Raw genomic sequence first — 18,729 nt, forward strand, 5'->3', positions numbered from 1 at the left:
TTCTTGGACGGCTTCGACGACTCGCCGCCGAAGGTCTTCCTGGGCTTTTCCCGGCAGCGAACGAGCATCTTGTTTTCTCATGACGACACAATAACATAACTTTGCTTACTTGTCATCTATATTATGCTCTGATTAATAATTGGCAGGCGGAGGAATACTCGGGATAGGATTGTCGACTTCCTCCTTGGTTACATCCCACAGCTTGCTGTTGTAAACGGCCCGCACCGTCCACGAGAGTTTTCCACCGGCAATCGGAGGCAGAGACGCCAGGGGAATGGAAAGGTTCACATTCCCATTGCTCAAGTTGATATTCTCAATGTCTGAGATGGCATAGGTCCCCAGCGGGACGATCCCGCGATCAGGACGGGCCGGCGCCTGAGCAAAAGTGGGCACAACGGTGCTCAATAATAAGGCGAGAATTGAAAGTACAGGCCCGCCACGCTGGAGGCATCTCAGAACAAGGACGTTAAGAAGGCGATTGCGGTTCATGGTCGTCCGCTCCTTTCACTGCTCAAACCCAATCCGGTATCATTGGTCAGTCCTATATCGAGAAATCAGCGGCTCGACCCCTACGCGCCGTTGAATTCAACCCCATATGCCGCTTGACTCATACCACCCACAGAGAATGCCTCGATGCGATCCTGGATGGAGACAACCCCAGGCAAGTTCCATCCGATCGGGCGGGAAAACTTGCATACACAGATCTCGTCTCATTGCCTGGGACCATGTCCAATATTATTCAGGCTCAATTCCATGACCAGCTGGCCGCCCCTCATCCAGCGGATCACGGTGGGGTCCTGCTCATCGCCATTGTTTGCCCAGCCGCTGAACTCGGCAACGATGGGGCCGTCCTGATCACTCGATGCGACCTTATCGATCAGCCCCGTCCGGGTGTTGATGTAATATAGCCGCCATCGGCTTTGGACGCTCCTGGCATCTGTCCCTAGCGCTTCTCCAACGCGGACGACGTCCCAGAGAGGACCCGCGTATCCAGGATCAGCGCCCACCTCCTTGGGTCTTACAGATCGGGCCACTACGTAATAGCTGGCCCCTCGCAATTGAGCCAACACGAACTGATCCGGGCTGTCCATCACAATTCTCTCGACAAGGGCGCGGTCATTGCCCGTCGCTGCGGCGGCGCCCAATGCTGCCCCGCTCGCAACAGACCAGGATAAGTCCGCCCCTGGCCCCCCGAAGGAAATCGACACTTGTTCTCCCGTGTCATCCTGCGTCCGGGTGATCTGAACGTGCCGCCGGTCTGACCCTACCGTGAGAAACCCGTTGAGGGTGGTCTTCTCGCGCCCGGCCCCCATAAATCGGTTTCCCAGACGATGGCGAATCTTGTTGGCTTCGGGTTGGAGCGAGAGTCGGGAATGCAAAGAATTACTGTTGTTGGAGCTGCCTTGGGCATAGAAGGGTTGAGGGACTTGGAGGATGCCGAGCAGGAGGAACCCAGCCGCGAACAACCCAACATAGGCTTTTAGGGAGCGAATGTTCTTCGGCCCATGTAAAGCAACCCATTGGTCAATGACAGGTGCAGGTCTGTGTGATTCCGCCCTCTCTCCCACCAAGAATTGCAAACAATCTGTGCCATTATAATTTCGCATTACCTACCTCCCCGACGTGTTATCTCTCGATGAATCTCATTGTTAAGAACCCGCAAATATCCTTCTCCCGTGGTTCCACTGTAAGGTGACTGGATGATGACTTGTCCACGGCGATTCGTACCTCCACCAAAGTTGACTCTGCCATTTTCTCCGGCGAACCCCAAGAATCAATCACGGATACAACCGGTTCTGCGGGATGATCTGCTTGGGTGTGGACGGGCTGCTCCAGGAGAGTTGGGCCTGAGCAGTTCCTGTCGTTTCGTGATACTCCAACTTGATGCTGTACCTCTGATTGGCCGTCAGGGTGATGGTCCCGGTCCATTCCTGTGTCGTTGTGCTGGTCCAGTGGTTGATGATCTGTTGGCCGTTTACCCACAGCCTTGGCCCATCATTCGTCTTGGCGTAAAAGGTGTAAGTCTCAGAGAACTGAGGCTCCACCTGCCCCGTCCAGCGAATGCTGAAATGGTCGGCAGGCAAGTAAGTGGGACTACCTGTGCCCCAATTGAAATTGATTGTCGGATCGACTTGGACATTGACCGCAGGGTCCACCAGATAGTCATTGTCAAAATACTTCCCGGTCAGGCCAATTCCTGTCCCGGGGACAAGGGCGCCCAGAGTCGACGTGAGCGCGCTTTGCGGCACTATCTGATACGGTGTGGAGGGGCTCATCCAGGAAAGTTGAGCCGATGCACCCCCTGCGTGTTCGTAATACTCCATGATGATGTTGTACTTCTGATTGGCTGCGAGAGTTATACTCCGACTCCACGCCGTGGGACCCTGATCAATCCACTCGTCAATCATCAAGACGCCGTTCACCCACAGTCTCACACCATCATCGGTTATGGCGTAGAAGGTGTAGGCCTCAGAGAACTGCGCCTGCACCTGTCCGCTCCAACGCACGCTGAAATTATCATTGGGGATAGCAGGATCCGGACTGCCATTGCCCCAATTGAAGTTGACCGCAGGATCGGTGCGCGTCAGTGTGGGGGTTCCTGAGAGGCTCATGTTGTTAAAGTACTCACCCTTCAATCCTCCTCCCGGAGGAGTCACGGTGAGTGTTGCCGAGTTCGAGGTACCGCCGCCGGGCGCCGGGTTGAATACAGTGATAATCAGGGAGCCTGTTATAGTCACATCGGAACTTGGGATCTGAGCGCTGATTTGACTGGAGCTGGCAAAAGTTGTGGTCCGAGTGTTCCCGTTGACCTGAACCATCGAGGCACCAATGAAATTGGAGCCATTGACGGTCAGGGTAAAGGTGGCACTGCCCGCCGAGACACTTGGGGGTGAAATGCTTGAAATCGAAGGGACAGGGTTGGGCGGTGGAGGGGAATTAACCGTGAATCCACCAGCGCGTGTCCCCGACTGCCCATCGGGGTCGGTCACCACAACATCCCATTGGCCGGGAACTGCGCCGCTGATATTAAGGCTGCCGGTTGAAAGTTGGGTGGAGTTTGAGAGAGTAAAACCTGTACCTCCAATGTCACTCTGTCCGCTCTTGGAGAGTTTCACCCCCCCGGGCCCCGCCGCGGCCATCAGCTGGGTAATCTCGGCCGGAGATAGGGCACGATTATAAAAACGCACCTCATCCAACACCCCGCTGAAAGCATTCATGCCTGGAGACGCCCCAAAATGAAGGCTTGCGGGGTTCACCACCGGGGTGCCATTGATGACTGTAGCAGCAACATCCTGTATGCCATTTACGTACATGGTGAGATTCGGCGCCTCAAAGACCACCGTGATGTAATACCATGTATTGAGACTCAGATTGGTGTTTGGGCAGGCGGTGCCTTGATTGGCGCCACCGGTGGCGTCAAAGCTCGCATACAATTTATTGACGGCGCCGCAGTAGTTGGTGGAAGCAAGCCAGATTCCAGGAGTTCGGGAAACTCCATCCCCCTTCAGAAAAATTTGCGGCCAAAGAGCATTGGCGTTTGCTGAAAGGTTAATCCAAAATCCCACCGTGAAATTCCCCGTCACGTTCAAACCGGGCGCGTCGGGGATTTCCACAGAATCCCCAAGGGTCCCACTAAAACCCCTGGCATTGCTCAGTCCGGATTTCGCGCCGGCAGAGATCGTCGTGCCTGTGACAATCCCTGTATTGTTGTTTCCACTGGAGTCGGCGACCGAGCTTCCACTGCTCTCGTCCATCCGCCAGTTCCCCACCAGGCCATTCTCTTTGTCCCATCCCAGGGCGAAGTTCGAACCGGTGATGGAGGCGATGCTCACCGGGGCATTATTTGTCCCGCTTGATGGGTTGATGGCAGTCACTGTCGGCGGGGAGAGGGCTGCTGTGTATGTATAGGAGACGCTTTGCCAGGAGTGATTTGGGAGCGTCGAGTCGGTCGCTGTTATTGTGAAGTTGAAGCTTCCGCTTGATGTGGGAATGCCGCTGATAATTCCGTCAGCAGAAAGAGATATCTCAGGAGGCAGTGCCCCCGAGGTGATTGCGAACGTATAAGGTGCTGTCCCGCCACTTGCTGTGAGCGTCTGACTGTAAGGGGTTAGAAGGGTAGCACCCGGGAGCGCTGTCGGACTGATCGAAATATACGGGGAGATGTTCAGAGAGAAACTCTGAAAGCCGGTATATGCTGGCGTGCTCGAATCCGTCGCCTGCAACGTGAACTGGAAATTTCCCGCTTGGGTCGGCGTCCCGTACAATCTCCCGCCGCTTGAGAAATGCATGCCATCAGGCAAACTCCCATTTATCATCGTAAAGGTGTACGGAGAGCTGCCGCCCTGGCCACTTATGTACTGGCTATAGTATACATTGCCTATCCCTGTCGTGAGCGTTGGGGGTGTCATCCAAATGGTCCCCCCATTCACAGTCAATGAGTACGCCTTCGTTCCAAAGTTGTTATTTTGATCCGTGGCCTTTACGGTAAAGTTGAAACCCCCGGCAGTGCTCGGTGTGCCGCTCAGTAGTCCTCCATTTGAGAGATTCAAACCGGCAGGCAGAGTCCCTCCGGATATCGTGAAACGATAGGGCGCAGTACCGCCCGCGGCGGTGACGGTTTGATTTAATTGGTGTCGAGTTGTGCAATGGGCAACGACGAGGGACTTAGCGTAATGGTAGAGCTGATAATCGTGATGGTGTAACTTATTTCACTGCTGTATGGGCCCGGCACGGTGGTCGAATCGGTGACTGTTACGGTGAAGCTGAAGTTTCCCCCTGTGTTGGGGGTGCCGCTGATCGTTCCCCCTGAGAGTGACAAACCAGTCGGCAATGTCCCCAAGGTGACGGCAAAGGTGTAGGGTGCTGTGCCGCCACTGGCCGCCAGCGTCTGGGTGTAAAAGACCCCAACGGTCCCGCTGGGGAGGTCGGTTGGAGTAATAGTGATCGGCGAGTTCGTTACACTTAATGTGTAGCTATGTGAACCACTCTTCGCTGATGGTGTGCTTGAATCGGTCGCCTGCACCACAAAGCTCGGACTACCTGTTGCTGTCGGAGTTCCGGTTATGGTCCCCGCGGGTGACAAACTCAACCCTGAGGGGAGGGTGCCTGTTGTGACGGTGAACGTATACGGGTCCGTCCCTCCACTGGCAGAGAGAGCTTGGTTGTACGGGATTCCCAGTCTCGCGTTCGGCAATGTCGAAGGGCCGATAGCGAGGGTTTGTGCGACCGGGCCTTCGATTGCGATGAGCCGTCCGCCGATGTAGATATATTCCTTTGAGGGCTGACTGGGAGACTGGGCGGACAAAACCATCGGCAGGCATAGCCCTGCCAGTGCGCACAACAGGATTAGCCATACCCCCGAGCAATAGAGGATTTCCCTGGCTCTTCTTGCACTCAAAGGAAATCCCTTTGGGTCAGCGCCGAAAAGCCAATGCTGTGTAAGAAAGTCACCGCCAGGTGCATATTTTGTGAAAAATAGTGCAATCTGAGACCGCCGCATGAAAGCCTCCGTCGGTGCGCATCACTCGTTCACATTTCTTGTATTGGCTTATGTTTAGTACTTAGAGAAAGGAGCGTCACGACTCACACAACTGCTGGACCGACCCCGGGGGATGTAAACGCCGCCTTCTCGTTCTTCATTTCTGTGTAGAAGGCTTCAACTGCAGTGGCGCAATCTCTCCCCTTCATCTCATAAAGCGGGACCAGACGAAAATTGGCCCCTCCGCAAAAAATATTTGTCTAATGCTTACGTAGGGTTCGTGTTTTAGAATCAAAATAGGAGGATTGGCGGCGGACCTATTCTTTGTTTCTATTGTGCAGACACGTCGTCAAGTCGGCCGGATGGGAAGAAAGGCCGGACATAGGACAAAGCGGGGCTGTAGGGTGGCGGACACATGCGTTCTCGGCCCGCCGCGGCGGGCGGCCTTCCCTGAGAGAGATCTTGTCAATACGGGAGAGAGCAGATGGGGTCTTCTGCGCACACAGCCCGCCAACGCGGGCGATGTATGCGCCACCCCGTCCCTCCCGGTCTCAGTGAGCAAAAAAATAACCCTCGATAAGCGCCGCCGCTCCAGGAATCTGGAGACCGCTTCTCGAGGGTTCGGAAGGCTGTTTGGATTGGTTCGAATCAATTGCCAGCCCTACAATCTCCCTGCCTGACAATCAACTCGCCATGAGCAGTTCCGCTCGCGGTTCATCGCACCAACGACGCGGATGATCCGCCCTGTGACTGTTCAACTGCTGCTTATGGTAAACGAATCAACCCAAAACTAATCAATGGATGCCCGTCTTCCCTAAGGATTCACATCCCAGAGGATTGGAGGTATCCATCCGCAACGATCTACACATGTGATCGCTGCTAGATTTCAGGCGATTCGGTTTAAACCGCAGTCACCTCACATGGGTCATGGTTGGTACTACATAAATCTTCTTGCAACATGGACCACCTCCTTTCCTGTGTACGCTGACAATACACAATCCAAAAAAGCAAAGTCAAGAAAAAACCCATTAGTTGCGGTGAAATCCCGGGGTTCCCCCAGATGTTCCCCTGGGGGGAGAGCTTGGCGGGCGCCGCAAAACCGGGGTATCTCTGGAAGGAAACCTATCGCAGAAGGGCCAACATTTCCCGCACCGCCTGGTCGAGGCCGACGAGCGTGGCGCGGGCAATGATGTTGTGACCAATGTTGAGTTCCTCGATCTCCTCGACGGCCACGATCGAACGGACGTTCCGGTACGTCAGGCCATGGCCGGCGAGCACCTCGAGACCGGCCTCCGCCGCCATTTCCGCGGCCGCGCGCACCTTCCGGAGTTCTGCTTCAATCGCCCTTTCGTTGGCCGGGGTAATGTAAAGCGATGCCTCCGAATATCGCGCTGTGTTCAATTCAACCATCTTGACCTTCAGGTCGCGCGCCGCTTCGATCTGCTCCCCTTCCGGGTCAATGAACAAGCTGACGGCCATCGCGCCCTCATGTAATTTTCGAAGGGCATCCTTGAGCGGATCAAAGTGGGCCACGCAATTCAGTCCGCCCTGGGTGGTAATTTCATTGGGCTGCTCCGGAACCAGGGTGCACACGTCGGGCCTCACCTCGAGGGCAAACGCGATCATTTCCGTTGTTGCCGCCATCTCCAGGTTCAAGCGCGTCTTGACCACTTCTCGCAGAAGCTCCACATCGCGGTCCTGGATGTGCCGCCGGTCTGCGCGTAAATGGACCGTAATCTGATCGGCGCCGGCATTTTCAGCCACCAAGGCCGCCGTCACGGGATCCGGCTCGTTCGTCTTCCGGGCCTCGCGGAGCGTAGCCATGTGATCCACATTGACACCCAATCGCGTCATGTCACTCCTCCCAGCGGTATTTTCCGCTCAGATGGTTCCAGCGGATCCTCACCAAATCGAAAAACATGGAGATGGCATCCGACAGAAAATGCACCTTGGATCCTTGCACGTGATTCCAGCGGACCGGAATTTCACCCGCCCGAAGGCCCCGGAGCCTGGCCAGGTAGAGCATCTCGGGATCAAATCCAAAACCAAAAATCCTCTGGCGTTCAAACACGGGGATCATGAGATGACGCCGAAAGGCCTTGAAACCGCACTGGGTATCGCTATACGGCAGATGCAGGATGGTCCGGACGAATGCATTAAACACCTTTCCCGATTGCTCGCGCAACCAGGATTGGCGAACCCCGATCAAGCTCCGGTCGAGCGCCCGTGAGCCAATGGCCAGATCGAGGAGTCCCTGGCGAATGGGATCCAGAATCTTCTTCGATTCTTCAATCGGCGACGACAGGTCGGCATCGCTGAACAGCACGATTTCTCCCCTGGCCTCTAACACGCCATGCCGAACGCTGAATCCCTTGCCCCGGTTGCGATCGTTGCGCACCAGCCGCACCCGTGGATCCTTCGCGGCCGTTTCTTTGATCACGTCAACCGTCTGGTCGCTCGAGCCGTCATCCACCACGACGATTTCGACGGAGGATTGTTCGTTGTTGAAGTAAGCCCCGATACGTTCCAGCGAAAGGGAGATCCTTTGGGCTTCATTGTAAGCCGGGATGACAACCGAGATTTCCACAGCGCCTGGGGACATGGGTTTAGGAAGGCTATTGGGTCGGGAGCGCAGGTTTCCCGGCATTCACCCACGCGGTATACCAGTAGGATCCGACATTCTGAATGGCTTCAGAAATCTCGCGCGAGATGATGGAACCGATGTCGTTGTACAATTTCTCATAATACTCGTCGTTGAATCCGCCCGCAGCGGTGAACGCACGCCGGTCGGCCAAGAGGTAATTATCCACCCAAACGTAGTTCTGAAGGGCGAGCTGAAACGCATTTTCGGTGGGGTCTTTGAGATATCCGACCTGTCCCGGCCGCAGCAGCAGAAAGTTCGCATAGCGGTCGAACAAACCCATTCCAATCCGGTCGTCAATCCCATTCTGTCCAGAAAGCTGGCCGTTGAAGTTCTCGGTCAAATGAAACGGGTCGGTGGTATCGGCGACGTAATGGGCCAACCAGGCCGAGGCTTCACGCACGGCGTCCCAGTTATGCGACCGGAAGGCCTGGGTCAGACGCAGATGGTACTCCCCGATGTACCACGGCAGGATCCCGTTCTTGTTGAGCTTGAAGCCGCCGTAAGTTTGCAGGGCAAGGTTGTAATTGTGAGGTAGAAGGGGGAAAGGATACTTGCCGTACCGATCGAAATAGATGAAATGCCGGACCGCTTCTGCCCGGTTCGTCTGCGACACCTTCTTGGCGTCAAAGGAATGCTCTCCGAGGTAGGTCCGGTTTGCGGTGTAGAAAGCCTTGATTTCGGCGGGGAGTTCGTCGACCGCCTTCTCAGAAATGATGCGGTGTGCCCGGGGACCCCACGCGAAAAGAGTCGACGCTGCGGCGAAAACCAGCACTCCAAGCAATAGTGGCGTTTTTTTCATCCAGCGAGCAGTTTCAACAGACGGGGAGTGGACAGGCATTCATCTCTCTTGGATGTATGGCTTTGTCGTCGGACCTCAAGCTTTACCGCTTGGAGCAACAAGCGCCCTTCCTTGGTTCGTGCCTTTAAGGATTGGCCCCAGCCTCAGTTCGTTCCTGCTCTCGGAGTTTACTATTTTTTTGGCTGTATAGGAAATAGATTACGATCCCCAGGAGGAACCAGCCGACAAAGCGGAGCCACGTGACCAGGGGCAAATAGCCCATCAGGACGATGCAGGAAATAATGGCGAGCACCGGAATCACAGGCACCCAGGGGCAGCGGAACGGTCGGACTCGGTCCGGGTCGCTGTAACGCAGAACCATGACCCCCGTCGCCACCAGAATAAACGCAAACAAGGTCCCGATATTGGTGAACTCCACTGCCGAATTGATGTCTACAAACGCCGCAAAGGTCGCCACCGCAATCCCCGTGATGATGGTTGGCACATGGGGAGTTCGAAAGCGGGGATGGACGGTCGAAAACTTACGGGGTAACAGGCCGTCCCGGGACATGGAGAAGAAGATGCGGGGTTGACCCATTTGAAAAACCAATAACACCGCGGTCATGGCAATCACAGCCCCGAACGACAAGATCCCTGAAGCCCAATTCAGATGGATCAAGCGCAAGGCGGTGGAGAGCGGTTCCGCCGTCCCCAGTTCCTGATAGGGAACGATCCCCGTCAGGACCGCGGTCACGGCCACATAGAGGATCGTACAGACGATCAAAGACGCAATCATCCCAATCGGTAGATCGCGCTGTGGATTCCGGCACTCCTCCGCCGTCGTGGAAACGGCGTCAAACCCAATGTAAGCAAAAAACACGAGGGAAGCGCCCGTCAACACGCCGGTCCAGCCGTTGGGCATAAACGGCTGCCAGTGGGCCGGCTTCACATATTTCGCACCAACCACAATGAACCCGACCACAACGACCAATTTAATGGCAACAATGACGGAGTTGAAATTGGAGGACTCCCTGATGCCGACCACGAGCAGCGTGGTAATCGCAGCGACAATCGCAACCGCCGGCAAGTTGATGAATAGGGGGATGCCAAAAATGTGAGGGGCAGAAGAAAGGATCTCCGGGGATCCCATGGCGTTGTTGTAATTGGTGGCCAGCCACTTCGGGAGTTCAATCCCCATCCCGCGGAGCAAATCCTGGAAGTAACCGGACCAGCTCACCGCGACGGCGACGTTTCCCACGGCGTACTCGAGGATTAAATCCCAGCCAATGACCCAGGCGACAAATTCCCCCAGCGTGGCGTAAGCATAAGTGTAGGCACTGCCCGAGATGGGAATCATTGACGCCAGTTCGGCGTAACAGAGGGCGCAAAACCCGCAGGCAACGGCAGTCAAAAAATAAGAGAGGATCAGGCCCGGCCCGGCCCCGACACGCAGTGAATCGCCTGCCGCCGCAGTCCCCGTGGTGGCAAAAATTCCCGCTCCAATGATGGCGCCAATGCCCAAGGCGGTCAGGCTGAGAGGACCCAACACCCGTTTTAATTGATGCTCGGGCTTGTCCGCTTCGCGCAGTATTCGATCGACCGTTTTCTTGTGAAAGAGTGGTGAGGCCACGATCCTCCTTGGTCACATCAAATATTCATGCTCACATTTACTGACAGCACTGCTGCTTGCAAGCCCTGCCGGTCCCGGGCGCCGCGCGGGCAATCTCATGAAGGGCCGCCGTCCGCCGGAGGTGCCTCAAGACTCCGCATTTTCCAAGCCGGCAAATTTCTCTATCAGCTTTTTCAACCCGTACTGTCGAAAGTTGACGCTCAGCTTGAGGGTGTCACCTTCCCCCTCGCTCCGGAGCACTGTTCCAATTCCATACTTGGGATGTCGGACCTGACTGCCGAGCTGGAATTTTGATTTCCACTTGCTTGCGCCCGGCTTGGATAGGGATGAAAACGAGGGAAGGCCCACCGCCCTCCCCGCAGAAGTGTCCTTGCCGCGCCCGCGGAGCGCCTGTCGGATATGGTCAACGGTGTTATAGGTCGGTCCCTCGTAAACTCGCCGAGACCTGGATGACGGAAGCAACGCGGAGAAGTCTTCCACCAGGGAAGGCGGAATCTCGCCCAGAAAGCGCGACGGCTCCGTGACGTCAAAGGACTCCGCTCCATAGAACCTTCTCATCCGGACGCGAGACAGAGACAACAGGTTCTGGGCCCGCGTCATCGCCACGTAGAAAAGGCGCCGCTCCTCCTCCAGTTCTTCCTGAGTCACCATGGAGCGGCTGTGCGGGAACAGGCCCTCCTCCAGCCCCACGACGAAAACCACAGGAAATTCGAGGCCCTTCGCGCTGTGGATGGTCATGAGCGAAACCCCCGCCTTCTCGTCAAAACTATCCTGATCGGACACCAGAGCGGCGCGGTCCAAAAACTCACGCAGCGTCTCCCCCCGCTCCGCCGCATCCGCCGCGGCATTCATTAATTCGTTCAGGTTCTCAATCCTGGATCGAGCCTCATCCGTGTCCTCATCCTGGAGCATCTGCCGATAGCCTGACGCCTCCAGGATGAACCGGATCAAATCAGGCAAGGCACGCTCTTCCACCTTTTCCTGGATCTCTCCGACCAGGCCCTGGAACTTCTTCAGCGCATTCTGGCCCCGCTCGGACAGGGTTTGCCGTTCCATCCGCAGCCCGAGGGCCTTCCACAAGCTGACCGCCTGATCGCGCGCGGCCTGCCCGATCCCCTCCCAGGTCGAGCGGCCGATCCCACGCGCCGGGGTGTTGATAATCCGCTCCAGGCTGACGGAGTCCTCGGTATTCACCGAAAACCGGAGATAGGAGAGGATGTCTTTGATCTCCGCGCGATCGTAGAAACTGAACCCTCCCACCATGTGATAGGGGATCCCCAACCGTCGAAATGCCTCTTCAAAGGAACGCGACTGAGCGTTAGTCCGGTATAGGACGGCGCACTTTGTCTCACCGCGCTTCTCCCGCAAGAGCTGCATCCGACTAGCCACAAACAGGGCCTCGTTTTCAGCGTCCGGAGCCTCAAAAAAACCCAGACGTTCCCCCTCCTTGCGCTCGGTCCACAGGGATTTTCCCTTGCGGGCGACGTTATTGGAGACGACGGCACTTGCGGCGTCCAGAATGACCTGGGTGGAGCGGTAGTTTTGCTCCAGCTTGATGAGCGCAGCGTTGGGATAATCCTGCTCGAAGTTAAGAATATTCTGAATATCCGCGCCCCGCCAGCGGTAGATCGACTGGTCTTCGTCCCCCACCACGCAGAGGTTCTGCCGGGCCCGGGTCAGATGGCGGATGATCCGGTATTGGGACTGGTTCGTGTCTTGATACTCGTCCACCAGGATGTACTGAAATTTTTCGTTGTATCGATCGCGCACCTCAGGAAACTCGCCCAGAAGCTCAACCGTCCGCAACAGGAGATCATCAAAGTCAAGGGCATTGGCCCTTCTCAGCTTCTTCTCGTAGAGTTCGTACAGGATGGCGACCTGCTCCCGCCGTGCATCCGACGCCATCGCGTAAAACCGCTCCGGGGTGATCGATTGATTCTTGGCATAACTCACCTGCGCCAACACAGACCGGGGCGTCAGGAACTTGCTGTCCAGGCCTACCTCCTTGATACACGCCTTCATGAGGCTCTCCTGGTCGGCCTCATCATAAATAGTGAAATTCCTCGAATAGTTCAGCTTTTCGATCTCCCGGCGGAGTATCCGGACGCACAACGAATGGAAGGTGCAGATGAGCGGGCTGCTGGAGTGCCTTCCCTGCATCAGGCGGTAGACGCGCTCCTTCATCTGGTCGGCCGCCTTGTTGGTGAAAGTCACGGCCAGAATGTTCTCGGGTCGTACGCCACACCCTTCAATCAGGTGGGAAATTCGGCAGGTGATGACCCGGGTCTTCCCGCTGCCGGCCCCTGCAAGGATCAACAGGGGCCCGTCGACAATTTCGACAGCCTTCCGCTGGTCGGGATTCAAATCCTCGGATGCCGACAAAGAGGTTTTGGAGGCACTCATCGAAATTCATCTTAACGGAATTCTTAAGACCACGCAATTGCGGAATGGGCGTCTCCCGTCACGCAGGAGCCAATGGAAACACCGGCCCTTGTGAGATCCCAGGCATCCCTCCGGTTCCTCGGCCGACCGAAGGTTGAGCCCATCCAGTTAGATTTTCAAATGGAATGACTTTAAAGGTGGGGGAATCGAAATATCGCCCTGAGGAAGACCCTGCAACCATGCGATCATCAGTTTCACTGACCGAGCAGGCTTCCTTTTTCAGGGAGGGTTCTCTGGCGGATTTCCGACCACTCCCCGGGAGCGATCCTGAGGAAGTGTTTCACGACATACGGATCAAACTGGGTTCCCGAACAACGTACGATCTCCTCCCGTGCGGTCTCGTAGCCAGCCGCTTTTCGATAGGGGCGGTCGGACGTGATGGCGTCAAAGCAATCGATCACCGCAAAAATGCGCGCTCCCGGAGTGATGTCTTCCCCTTTCAGTTTCCGGGGATACCCGGACCCGTCGAATTTCTCTTGGTGTGCCAGCACAATTTCACTTGCCGCTTTGAGTCCCTGAATGCCATCAAGAATCCAGTATCCGGTCTGGGGGTGCTTTCGCATTTCGGTCCATTCAGGCTCTGTCAGCTTTCCGGGTTTGAGGAGGATGTTGTCCGACACGCCGATCTTGCCCACATCGTGGAGCATGGCCCCTCGCGAGACATCCGGAAGCAGGGCGGCGTCCACGCCCATGGTCCGCGCCAAATGGAGGGTGTACTCCCGCACCCGCATGGAGTGTGCCTGCGTCTCGTGTTCCCTCGCGTCGAGGGCGGCGACCAGGGCTTCCAGGGCCGTCTCGGACGAGTCCTGCAAATGTTCAAACGTCTTGCGGAGTTCAAAAGTCTGCTCTTTGACAACCTCTTCCAGCCGCATGATATAGCGGCGCTCTTCCAATTCCTTCTGATGACGATCCAGGGCCCGCTGGATCGTGCTGTTGATTTCATGAAGACGCAAGGGCTTGACAACGTAGTCGAGCGCCCCCATCTTCATGGCCCGGACTGCCATCGAAACATCCTCGCAAGCCGTCAACAGAAGCACCCCCACGTCCTCATGCCTTTTGCCGATCTCGGCCAACAGTCCGAGTCCGTCCATTCCGGGCATTCGCACATCGGAGAGGACGAGATCAAAGTGTTTCAAGGATAGCGCTGTAAGCGCTTCGTCGGCGTTGCTGGCTGCCCTTGTCCGGTAGCCCTGGGTACTCAGCGCCTCTTCTAACAGCAGACGAATGGCTTCCTCGTCGTCGACAATCAAAATCTGTTCTTTCGGTGCTGTATCCATAGCGGTCAAAATCCCAAGTCTCTATGAGTCCTTTCCCGCGGAGGCCAGGACGCCGTTCCCCGCGGATTGTCTTCCTGATTCCTTCTGGGTGCCGGATTCAACTCCCTCATCCGGTGCTCGGGCCATCGCTGCTGGTCCGCCAGGTGCCCGGGGTTCTGCCGGCGGTAAGGTCCGGGAGCTTCCTCTAGCCGGTGACAGGCCACCCCTTGGCCGCTCCAGGATCCATCGGGTTCATATCTCCCGTTATTTCTGGTCATCGGTTCATCCCCTGGATTCGCGCCTGCACCAACCCCCGGCTCGCCCGGGGGTTTCTTAGACCGGCTGGCAGACGTGCGATTCGATGGGCGTCTTCGAGAGATGAAAATCGGCACTCACCACCCGGTTGCGCCCTGCCTGTTTTGCCTGGTACAAGGCGGCGTCGGCGGCGCGCTGCAACTGCTCGATCGTCCTCCCATGGTTCGGGAAACAGGCCACTCCGATACTGACGCTGATACTCGGGAGATCCGGGAGGAATTGCGCCAGGTTCACGTCCGTAGTGACGACGCGTATTTTTTCAGCCAGTTCCATAGCGCCTTTCAAGCTCGTGTTGGGAAGGACGGCCACAAACTCCTCCCCGCCATAGCGCGCAGCGATGTCGCTGATGCGCAAGCTCTCCTTCAACCGGAGCGCGAAAAGCTTCAAGACGATGTCGCCGGACTCATGGCCATAGGTGTCGTTGACCCGCTTGAAATGGTCGAGGTCCAGCATCAAGATGGAGAGCGGATTATGGTAGCGCCGCGACTGCACGATCTGCTGCTGCATGAACTCGAAGAGGAATCTCCGGTTGTACAGGCTCGTCAATGAATCAATGATGGCCCGCTGCTCCGCCTGCCGCAAGGAGTTGAGGCTGGAGAGGATGGGGGCGGTTTGATCAACAAAAGTCTCCGCAAACGTAATCTGGTCGAGGGTCCAATAATGCTCCTTCCGGCTGTTGAGGTGAACGACCCCGGTCACAACGCCCCCGATGATGAGCGGCAAGCAGAGATAGCTTCCCGTCAACTCATTGTGGCAGTTGTGAGGGCACGGGTTGTCCTGGGACATATCATTGACCAGGAGACGACGACTGGAGCGCAGGGCCCGACAGCCATCCGGTTCTCCCAGCACGGAAAAGGTGAAATCCGGCGGGGTGGGTGTTCGCAGATTTCTCAGTTCAAGCTGGCGGCCGGCGGAGGTCTTTTTCATCACGAGGATTTGACTGAGGTCGAACTCCCGGTCCAGGACATGGGTGAGCGCTTTGGTCACCGCACTCTCCTCCTCCGCCATCTGAATCGCGTCGCGGTACTTCTTTAGACCGGCCAGCCGGCGCACACGCTCATTTTCCTGGGCGAACAGCCGGCTGTTGTTCAAAGCAATCGCACTTTGTGCGGCAAACGAGCGGCACAAAGATATCTCATCACCGGTAAATCGGCGGGGATGCATGGTGGCGATCTCGAGGACACCGAGCAGCCTTTCCCCAAAGAGCAATGGAAAGGCCATGTAGGAGACGATTCCCTGCTGCCGCGCGATGTCGCGGAACTGGATGCGTGAGTCCTCCATCACATCCTCCAACACCACCATCTCGCGTCGGGCTGCCACCCAACCGACCAAGCCCTCCCCGACCCTCAGCCGACAGGCCTCCTCGGGCAAGGGGGCAGGAGTCCGGATCGCCCGGGCCGTGAGGTCGTTGGAGGCTTCACCGACCGTCCAGAGAAAGCACATCGGGACATTTAACAGCTGGCAAATCGAGTCCACGACGTGTTCGAGGATCTTCCCGTCCTCGAGTGTCGAAGTAAGCTTTTGAGTCAGGGTATTGAGTGCGGAGAACTTCTCGGCCTTGGAGCGGGCCAGTCTCCCCCGCTCCTTAATCAACTGGGCCAGGACCGATCCAAAGCTCGCCATCAACACCAAGCCCGCCATGTTGACCAGCTGCACAAAACCACCGGTCGTGAGAGAAAAGAGCGAATGATCCGCATACTTGGCCATGAACAGGTAGCAGGCCGCAATTAAAGCCGAAAACATAATGGTTTCGCGGGGACCCAGATAAAGAACGCTGGTCACGATCGCCAGATAATAAAGAAAGAAAAATGGACTTTGATCAAACCCCGAATACCACAAGGCTACGTTAATGAAGAAGACAGCAAAGAGGGTCCCGAGAAGAGTCTTATTGCGGCCGGTGAACCGACTGGGAATCAAGAAATAAAAGATGATGTTGTAGATGACCGCAACAATTCCCCATTTGTAGAAGCCGGCAATATTCAGCACCCGGGATCCGGGAAAATGCGCCATGATCAGAATCAATGCGATGGCAATCGCATAAGCGAAGACGAAGACCGTTTCATATCGCCGGTAGATCCCTTGTTTATTGGTCATCAGCGGCTCTCCTCTGTCACCTTTCAGACGACCGTAAGGACATCCTTTTAAATCCTCTATAAGCTACTGCCAAATCTTCACAAGATGTTTACACTGGCGCAGATGAAAACCTGGAGGGGCTGACCGCATATCGGCACAAAATAACCGCCCTGTCTCGGATTCATCCAAATGTATTCAAATGATCCGAAATTGACTTTGGCTGGATTCGTGTCTAAACTGGCGCGACTTTTGGGAGAGACGGCCACGGAGGTGCAGCCGCGCATGGGTCCCCGGATGTTGGAGCTGAAATGCCCGCAATGCGGGCGGGGGTATACAATTTGTCCGCGCCCCGAGGTGTTCCTTCAGATAGTCCAGACACGAAGGTTTCTGATGGAGTGTGAATTCTGCGAGAAGGAATTGGAATTTGGACTGTCTTCCCTTGAGAAGAAACCGGCGTATTTCTGAATCTCGACTATGCCAAACGATCGGAACGTGACCGCTCAGAAGTTTATGGTGGGAATCACCGGCGGGAGGATCGCGCGGAATCTATTGCTTCTCGGAGAAGAAACCTACTTCCACGATCGGGTCCTCGCCTCACTGAAAGCGACCTTGCTGGGTGCTGAAAAAGCCCCGTTCTCCACGTTTACCTTCAATCTGACGGAAACGCGACTGGAGGATGCCCTCGATGCTGCGGCGACGAGCTCGCTCCTGGCTCCCTGCAAGATCATCGTGGTGCGCGAAATCGATCGGCTGCGGGAGAACCAGATCAAGGAAAAGGATGAAGATTCCCTCGAACATTATCTCCAGGATCCCAATCCTCAGACCTACTTCGTCATCTCGGCAGAAAAACTGGACCGCCGAAAACGGGTCACGCAACTCATTCAAAGGCACTCCTTGACCATCGACTGCGCCCCCCTCCCACGGGATGAGGTGTTCCGGTGGATCGTTGAGACGCTGAAACCGGAGGGTGTGACCATCGAGCCCTATGCGGTCCAGGAAGTGATCGATGCGGTTGGAAATAGCCTGACCTTGCTGGAGCAGGAGATCCGAAAACTCCTCAACTTCATCGGTTCCCGTCGTCGCATCACGGTCGATGACGTGGGGATGTTGATGTTTCGCGCCCGGGTCAACAGCGTGTTTGATCTGGTCGACGCCATTAATCGTCGCGACCGAGTGGGCTCCCTGGTGATTCTCAATAACCTTTTTGAAAACGATATCGAAGGCCCGCAGGTTCTTTTCTGGTTGGCCCGACTGTACCGCCAGCTTCTAGTGCTGAAGGACCAGAAACATCGACTTAATGCCTGGGCGGCCGCTGGGCGGTTGCGAGTCCCTCGTGAGTTTGCCGAACGACTCATCCAGCAGGAACGGAAATTCTCCCGCCAGGAAATCATCGAGGGATTCAGCAAATTCGCTTCCCTGGATCGCTCCATCAAGAGTACCTCTGTGGATCCCCGCCTGTGGTGCGAATTCTTTGTGTTTGAACTTATCCCCGACCAGCCCCCGCCGCAGCCTTCATGACCCGCGCGGTTTCGACGGCAAGCAATGGAGACTTTCAGGCCGCAAGGCCCCTGCGCGATGATTTCAAGGCGGAGGCGGGCCCGGAAGGAGTGTTTTCAAAAACACGGCTCCCCTTCCCCCACTCTCATGGGGTTCCGTGTGTCCGGTGGAAGGTATGGTCTGAAAACAGAGGAGATTTGACCCGGGAGGAGTGTGCAGGCTAGCTCATCATGCCGCGGACGGAGCTTTCTGACGAAGTGCGTTGACCCTCTTGGTCAGGCGTGATTTATAGCGATTCGCCGCATTTCGATGAATCACACCCTTGGTCACAGAAGCATCGATCAGTGCGATGGTCGCCTTCAAATTCTTGCTGGCATCGTCCGCTTTACCCGAGGCCAGGGTCTTGCGTAAAGATTTAATCTGTGTCCGCAGCCGGCTCTGGTTGCGACGATTGACCTGTGTTCGACGCAGGGTCTGTCTGACCCTTTTCAAGGCAGATTTGTGAGTTGCCATTTCCCAGCTTTATCCTTTCATTATTCAGCGACTTAGAGATATCGTTCGTTCCACATCCGTTGAGGCTCGATAACCTACAATAGAATTAAACTAAAGTCAAAT

Annotated in this window: 13 protein-coding genes and 1 pseudogene; 1 reads left to right on the top strand and 13 read right to left on the bottom strand. The window is 56.1% G+C overall.

Going from position 1 to position 18,729, the window contains the following annotated elements:
* Positions 1 to 132: 132 nt before the first annotated feature.
* The 12 genes and pseudogenes from LAO21_18440 to LAO21_18495 all read right to left on the bottom strand — a co-directional run bounded on the left by LAO21_18440 (position 133) and on the right by LAO21_18495 (position 16,638).
* Positions 133 to 489 carry a hypothetical protein gene (locus tag LAO21_18440; GenBank protein ID MBZ5554701.1) on the bottom strand — a complete coding sequence of 119 codons (357 nt, stop codon included), beginning with the start codon at positions 487 to 489 and terminating at the stop codon, positions 133 to 135.
* Positions 490 to 710: 221 nt separating this feature from the next.
* A complete protein-coding gene (locus LAO21_18445; protein MBZ5554702.1) occupies positions 711 to 1,607 on the bottom strand; it encodes a hypothetical protein in 897 nt (298 codons plus the stop codon).
* Between the two features lie 171 nt (positions 1,608 to 1,778).
* Positions 1,779 to 4,409: a putative Ig domain-containing protein gene (locus LAO21_18450; protein MBZ5554703.1), complete on the bottom strand. Its 2,631-nt coding sequence runs from the start codon at positions 4,407 to 4,409 to the stop codon at positions 1,779 to 1,781.
* A 15-nt stretch (positions 4,410 to 4,424) separates the two neighbouring features.
* Positions 4,425 to 4,628: pseudogene (locus tag LAO21_18455) on the bottom strand (Ig domain-containing protein).
* Complete coding sequence (locus LAO21_18460) at positions 4,625 to 5,398, bottom strand: Ig domain-containing protein (GenBank protein MBZ5554704.1); 774 nt, start codon at positions 5,396 to 5,398, stop codon at positions 4,625 to 4,627. The pseudogene LAO21_18455 and the gene LAO21_18460 overlap by 4 nt, the downstream one beginning before the upstream one ends.
* A 1,203-nt stretch (positions 5,399 to 6,601) precedes the next feature.
* Positions 6,602 to 7,333, bottom strand: coding sequence for a pyridoxine 5'-phosphate synthase (locus tag LAO21_18465; protein ID MBZ5554705.1), 732 nt, complete (start codon positions 7,331 to 7,333; stop codon positions 6,602 to 6,604).
* A 1-nt stretch (position 7,334) separates the two neighbouring features.
* Positions 7,335 to 8,081, bottom strand: coding sequence for a glycosyltransferase family 2 protein (locus LAO21_18470; protein ID MBZ5554706.1), 747 nt, complete (start codon positions 8,079 to 8,081; stop codon positions 7,335 to 7,337).
* A gap of 13 nt (positions 8,082 to 8,094) precedes the next feature.
* Positions 8,095 to 8,922 carry a hypothetical protein gene (locus LAO21_18475; protein MBZ5554707.1) on the bottom strand — a complete coding sequence of 276 codons (828 nt, stop codon included), beginning with the start codon at positions 8,920 to 8,922 and terminating at the stop codon, positions 8,095 to 8,097.
* 124 nt (positions 8,923 to 9,046) lie between these two features.
* Positions 9,047 to 10,531: an amino acid permease gene (locus tag LAO21_18480; GenBank protein MBZ5554708.1), complete on the bottom strand. Its 1,485-nt coding sequence runs from the start codon at positions 10,529 to 10,531 to the stop codon at positions 9,047 to 9,049.
* Between the two features lie 126 nt (positions 10,532 to 10,657).
* The gene (locus LAO21_18485; protein MBZ5554709.1) at positions 10,658 to 12,913 is read right to left on the bottom strand and encodes a UvrD-helicase domain-containing protein; all 2,256 of its coding nucleotides are present in this window, start codon (positions 12,911 to 12,913) and stop codon (positions 10,658 to 10,660) included.
* A 254-nt stretch (positions 12,914 to 13,167) separates the two neighbouring features.
* Positions 13,168 to 14,250: a response regulator gene (locus LAO21_18490; GenBank protein MBZ5554710.1), complete on the bottom strand. Its 1,083-nt coding sequence runs from the start codon at positions 14,248 to 14,250 to the stop codon at positions 13,168 to 13,170.
* A gap of 312 nt (positions 14,251 to 14,562) precedes the next feature.
* Positions 14,563 to 16,638, bottom strand: a complete 2,076-nt coding sequence (locus LAO21_18495; protein MBZ5554711.1) for a diguanylate cyclase — start codon at positions 16,636 to 16,638, stop codon at positions 14,563 to 14,565.
* A 453-nt stretch (positions 16,639 to 17,091) separates the two neighbouring features.
* Between LAO21_18495 and holA the strand changes: the two genes are divergently transcribed.
* Complete coding sequence (holA, locus tag LAO21_18500; GenBank protein MBZ5554712.1) at positions 17,092 to 18,135, top strand: DNA polymerase III subunit delta; 1,044 nt, start codon at positions 17,092 to 17,094, stop codon at positions 18,133 to 18,135.
* A 207-nt stretch (positions 18,136 to 18,342) separates the two neighbouring features.
* Here holA and rpsT read toward each other — a convergent pair whose 3' ends face one another.
* On the bottom strand, positions 18,343 to 18,627 hold the full coding sequence (gene rpsT, locus LAO21_18505) for a 30S ribosomal protein S20 (protein MBZ5554713.1): 285 nt from the start codon (positions 18,625 to 18,627) through the stop codon (positions 18,343 to 18,345).
* Positions 18,628 to 18,729: the final 102 nt, after the last annotated feature.

Source organism: Terriglobia bacterium (genome assembly GCA_020073085.1).
Classification (GTDB): domain Bacteria; phylum Acidobacteriota; class Terriglobia; order JAIQFV01; family JAIQFV01; genus JAIQFV01.

Excerpts from the sequence above, each read along its gene's own strand:
- LAO21_18440 (MBZ5554701.1), bottom strand. The coding sequence starts at position 489 with ATGAACCGCAATCGCCTTCTTAACGTCCTTGTTCTGAGATGCCTCCAG.
- LAO21_18445 (MBZ5554702.1), bottom strand. The coding sequence starts at position 1,607 with ATGCGAAATTATAATGGCACAGATTGTTTGCAATTCTTGGTGGGAGAG.
- LAO21_18450 (MBZ5554703.1), bottom strand. The coding sequence starts at position 4,409 with ATGACACCCCCAACGCTCACGACAGGGATAGGCAATGTATACTATAGC.
- LAO21_18465 (MBZ5554705.1), bottom strand. The coding sequence starts at position 7,333 with ATGACGCGATTGGGTGTCAATGTGGATCACATGGCTACGCTCCGCGAG.
- LAO21_18470 (MBZ5554706.1), bottom strand. The coding sequence starts at position 8,081 with ATGTCCCCAGGCGCTGTGGAAATCTCGGTTGTCATCCCGGCTTACAAT.
- LAO21_18475 (MBZ5554707.1), bottom strand. The coding sequence starts at position 8,922 with ATGAAAAAAACGCCACTATTGCTTGGAGTGCTGGTTTTCGCCGCAGCG.
- LAO21_18490 (MBZ5554710.1), bottom strand. The coding sequence starts at position 14,250 with ATGGATACAGCACCGAAAGAACAGATTTTGATTGTCGACGACGAGGAA.
- LAO21_18495 (MBZ5554711.1), bottom strand. The coding sequence starts at position 16,638 with ATGACCAATAAACAAGGGATCTACCGGCGATATGAAACGGTCTTCGTC.
- holA (MBZ5554712.1), top strand. The coding sequence starts at position 17,092 with ATGCCAAACGATCGGAACGTGACCGCTCAGAAGTTTATGGTGGGAATC.
- rpsT (MBZ5554713.1), bottom strand. The coding sequence starts at position 18,627 with ATGGCAACTCACAAATCTGCCTTGAAAAGGGTCAGACAGACCCTGCGT.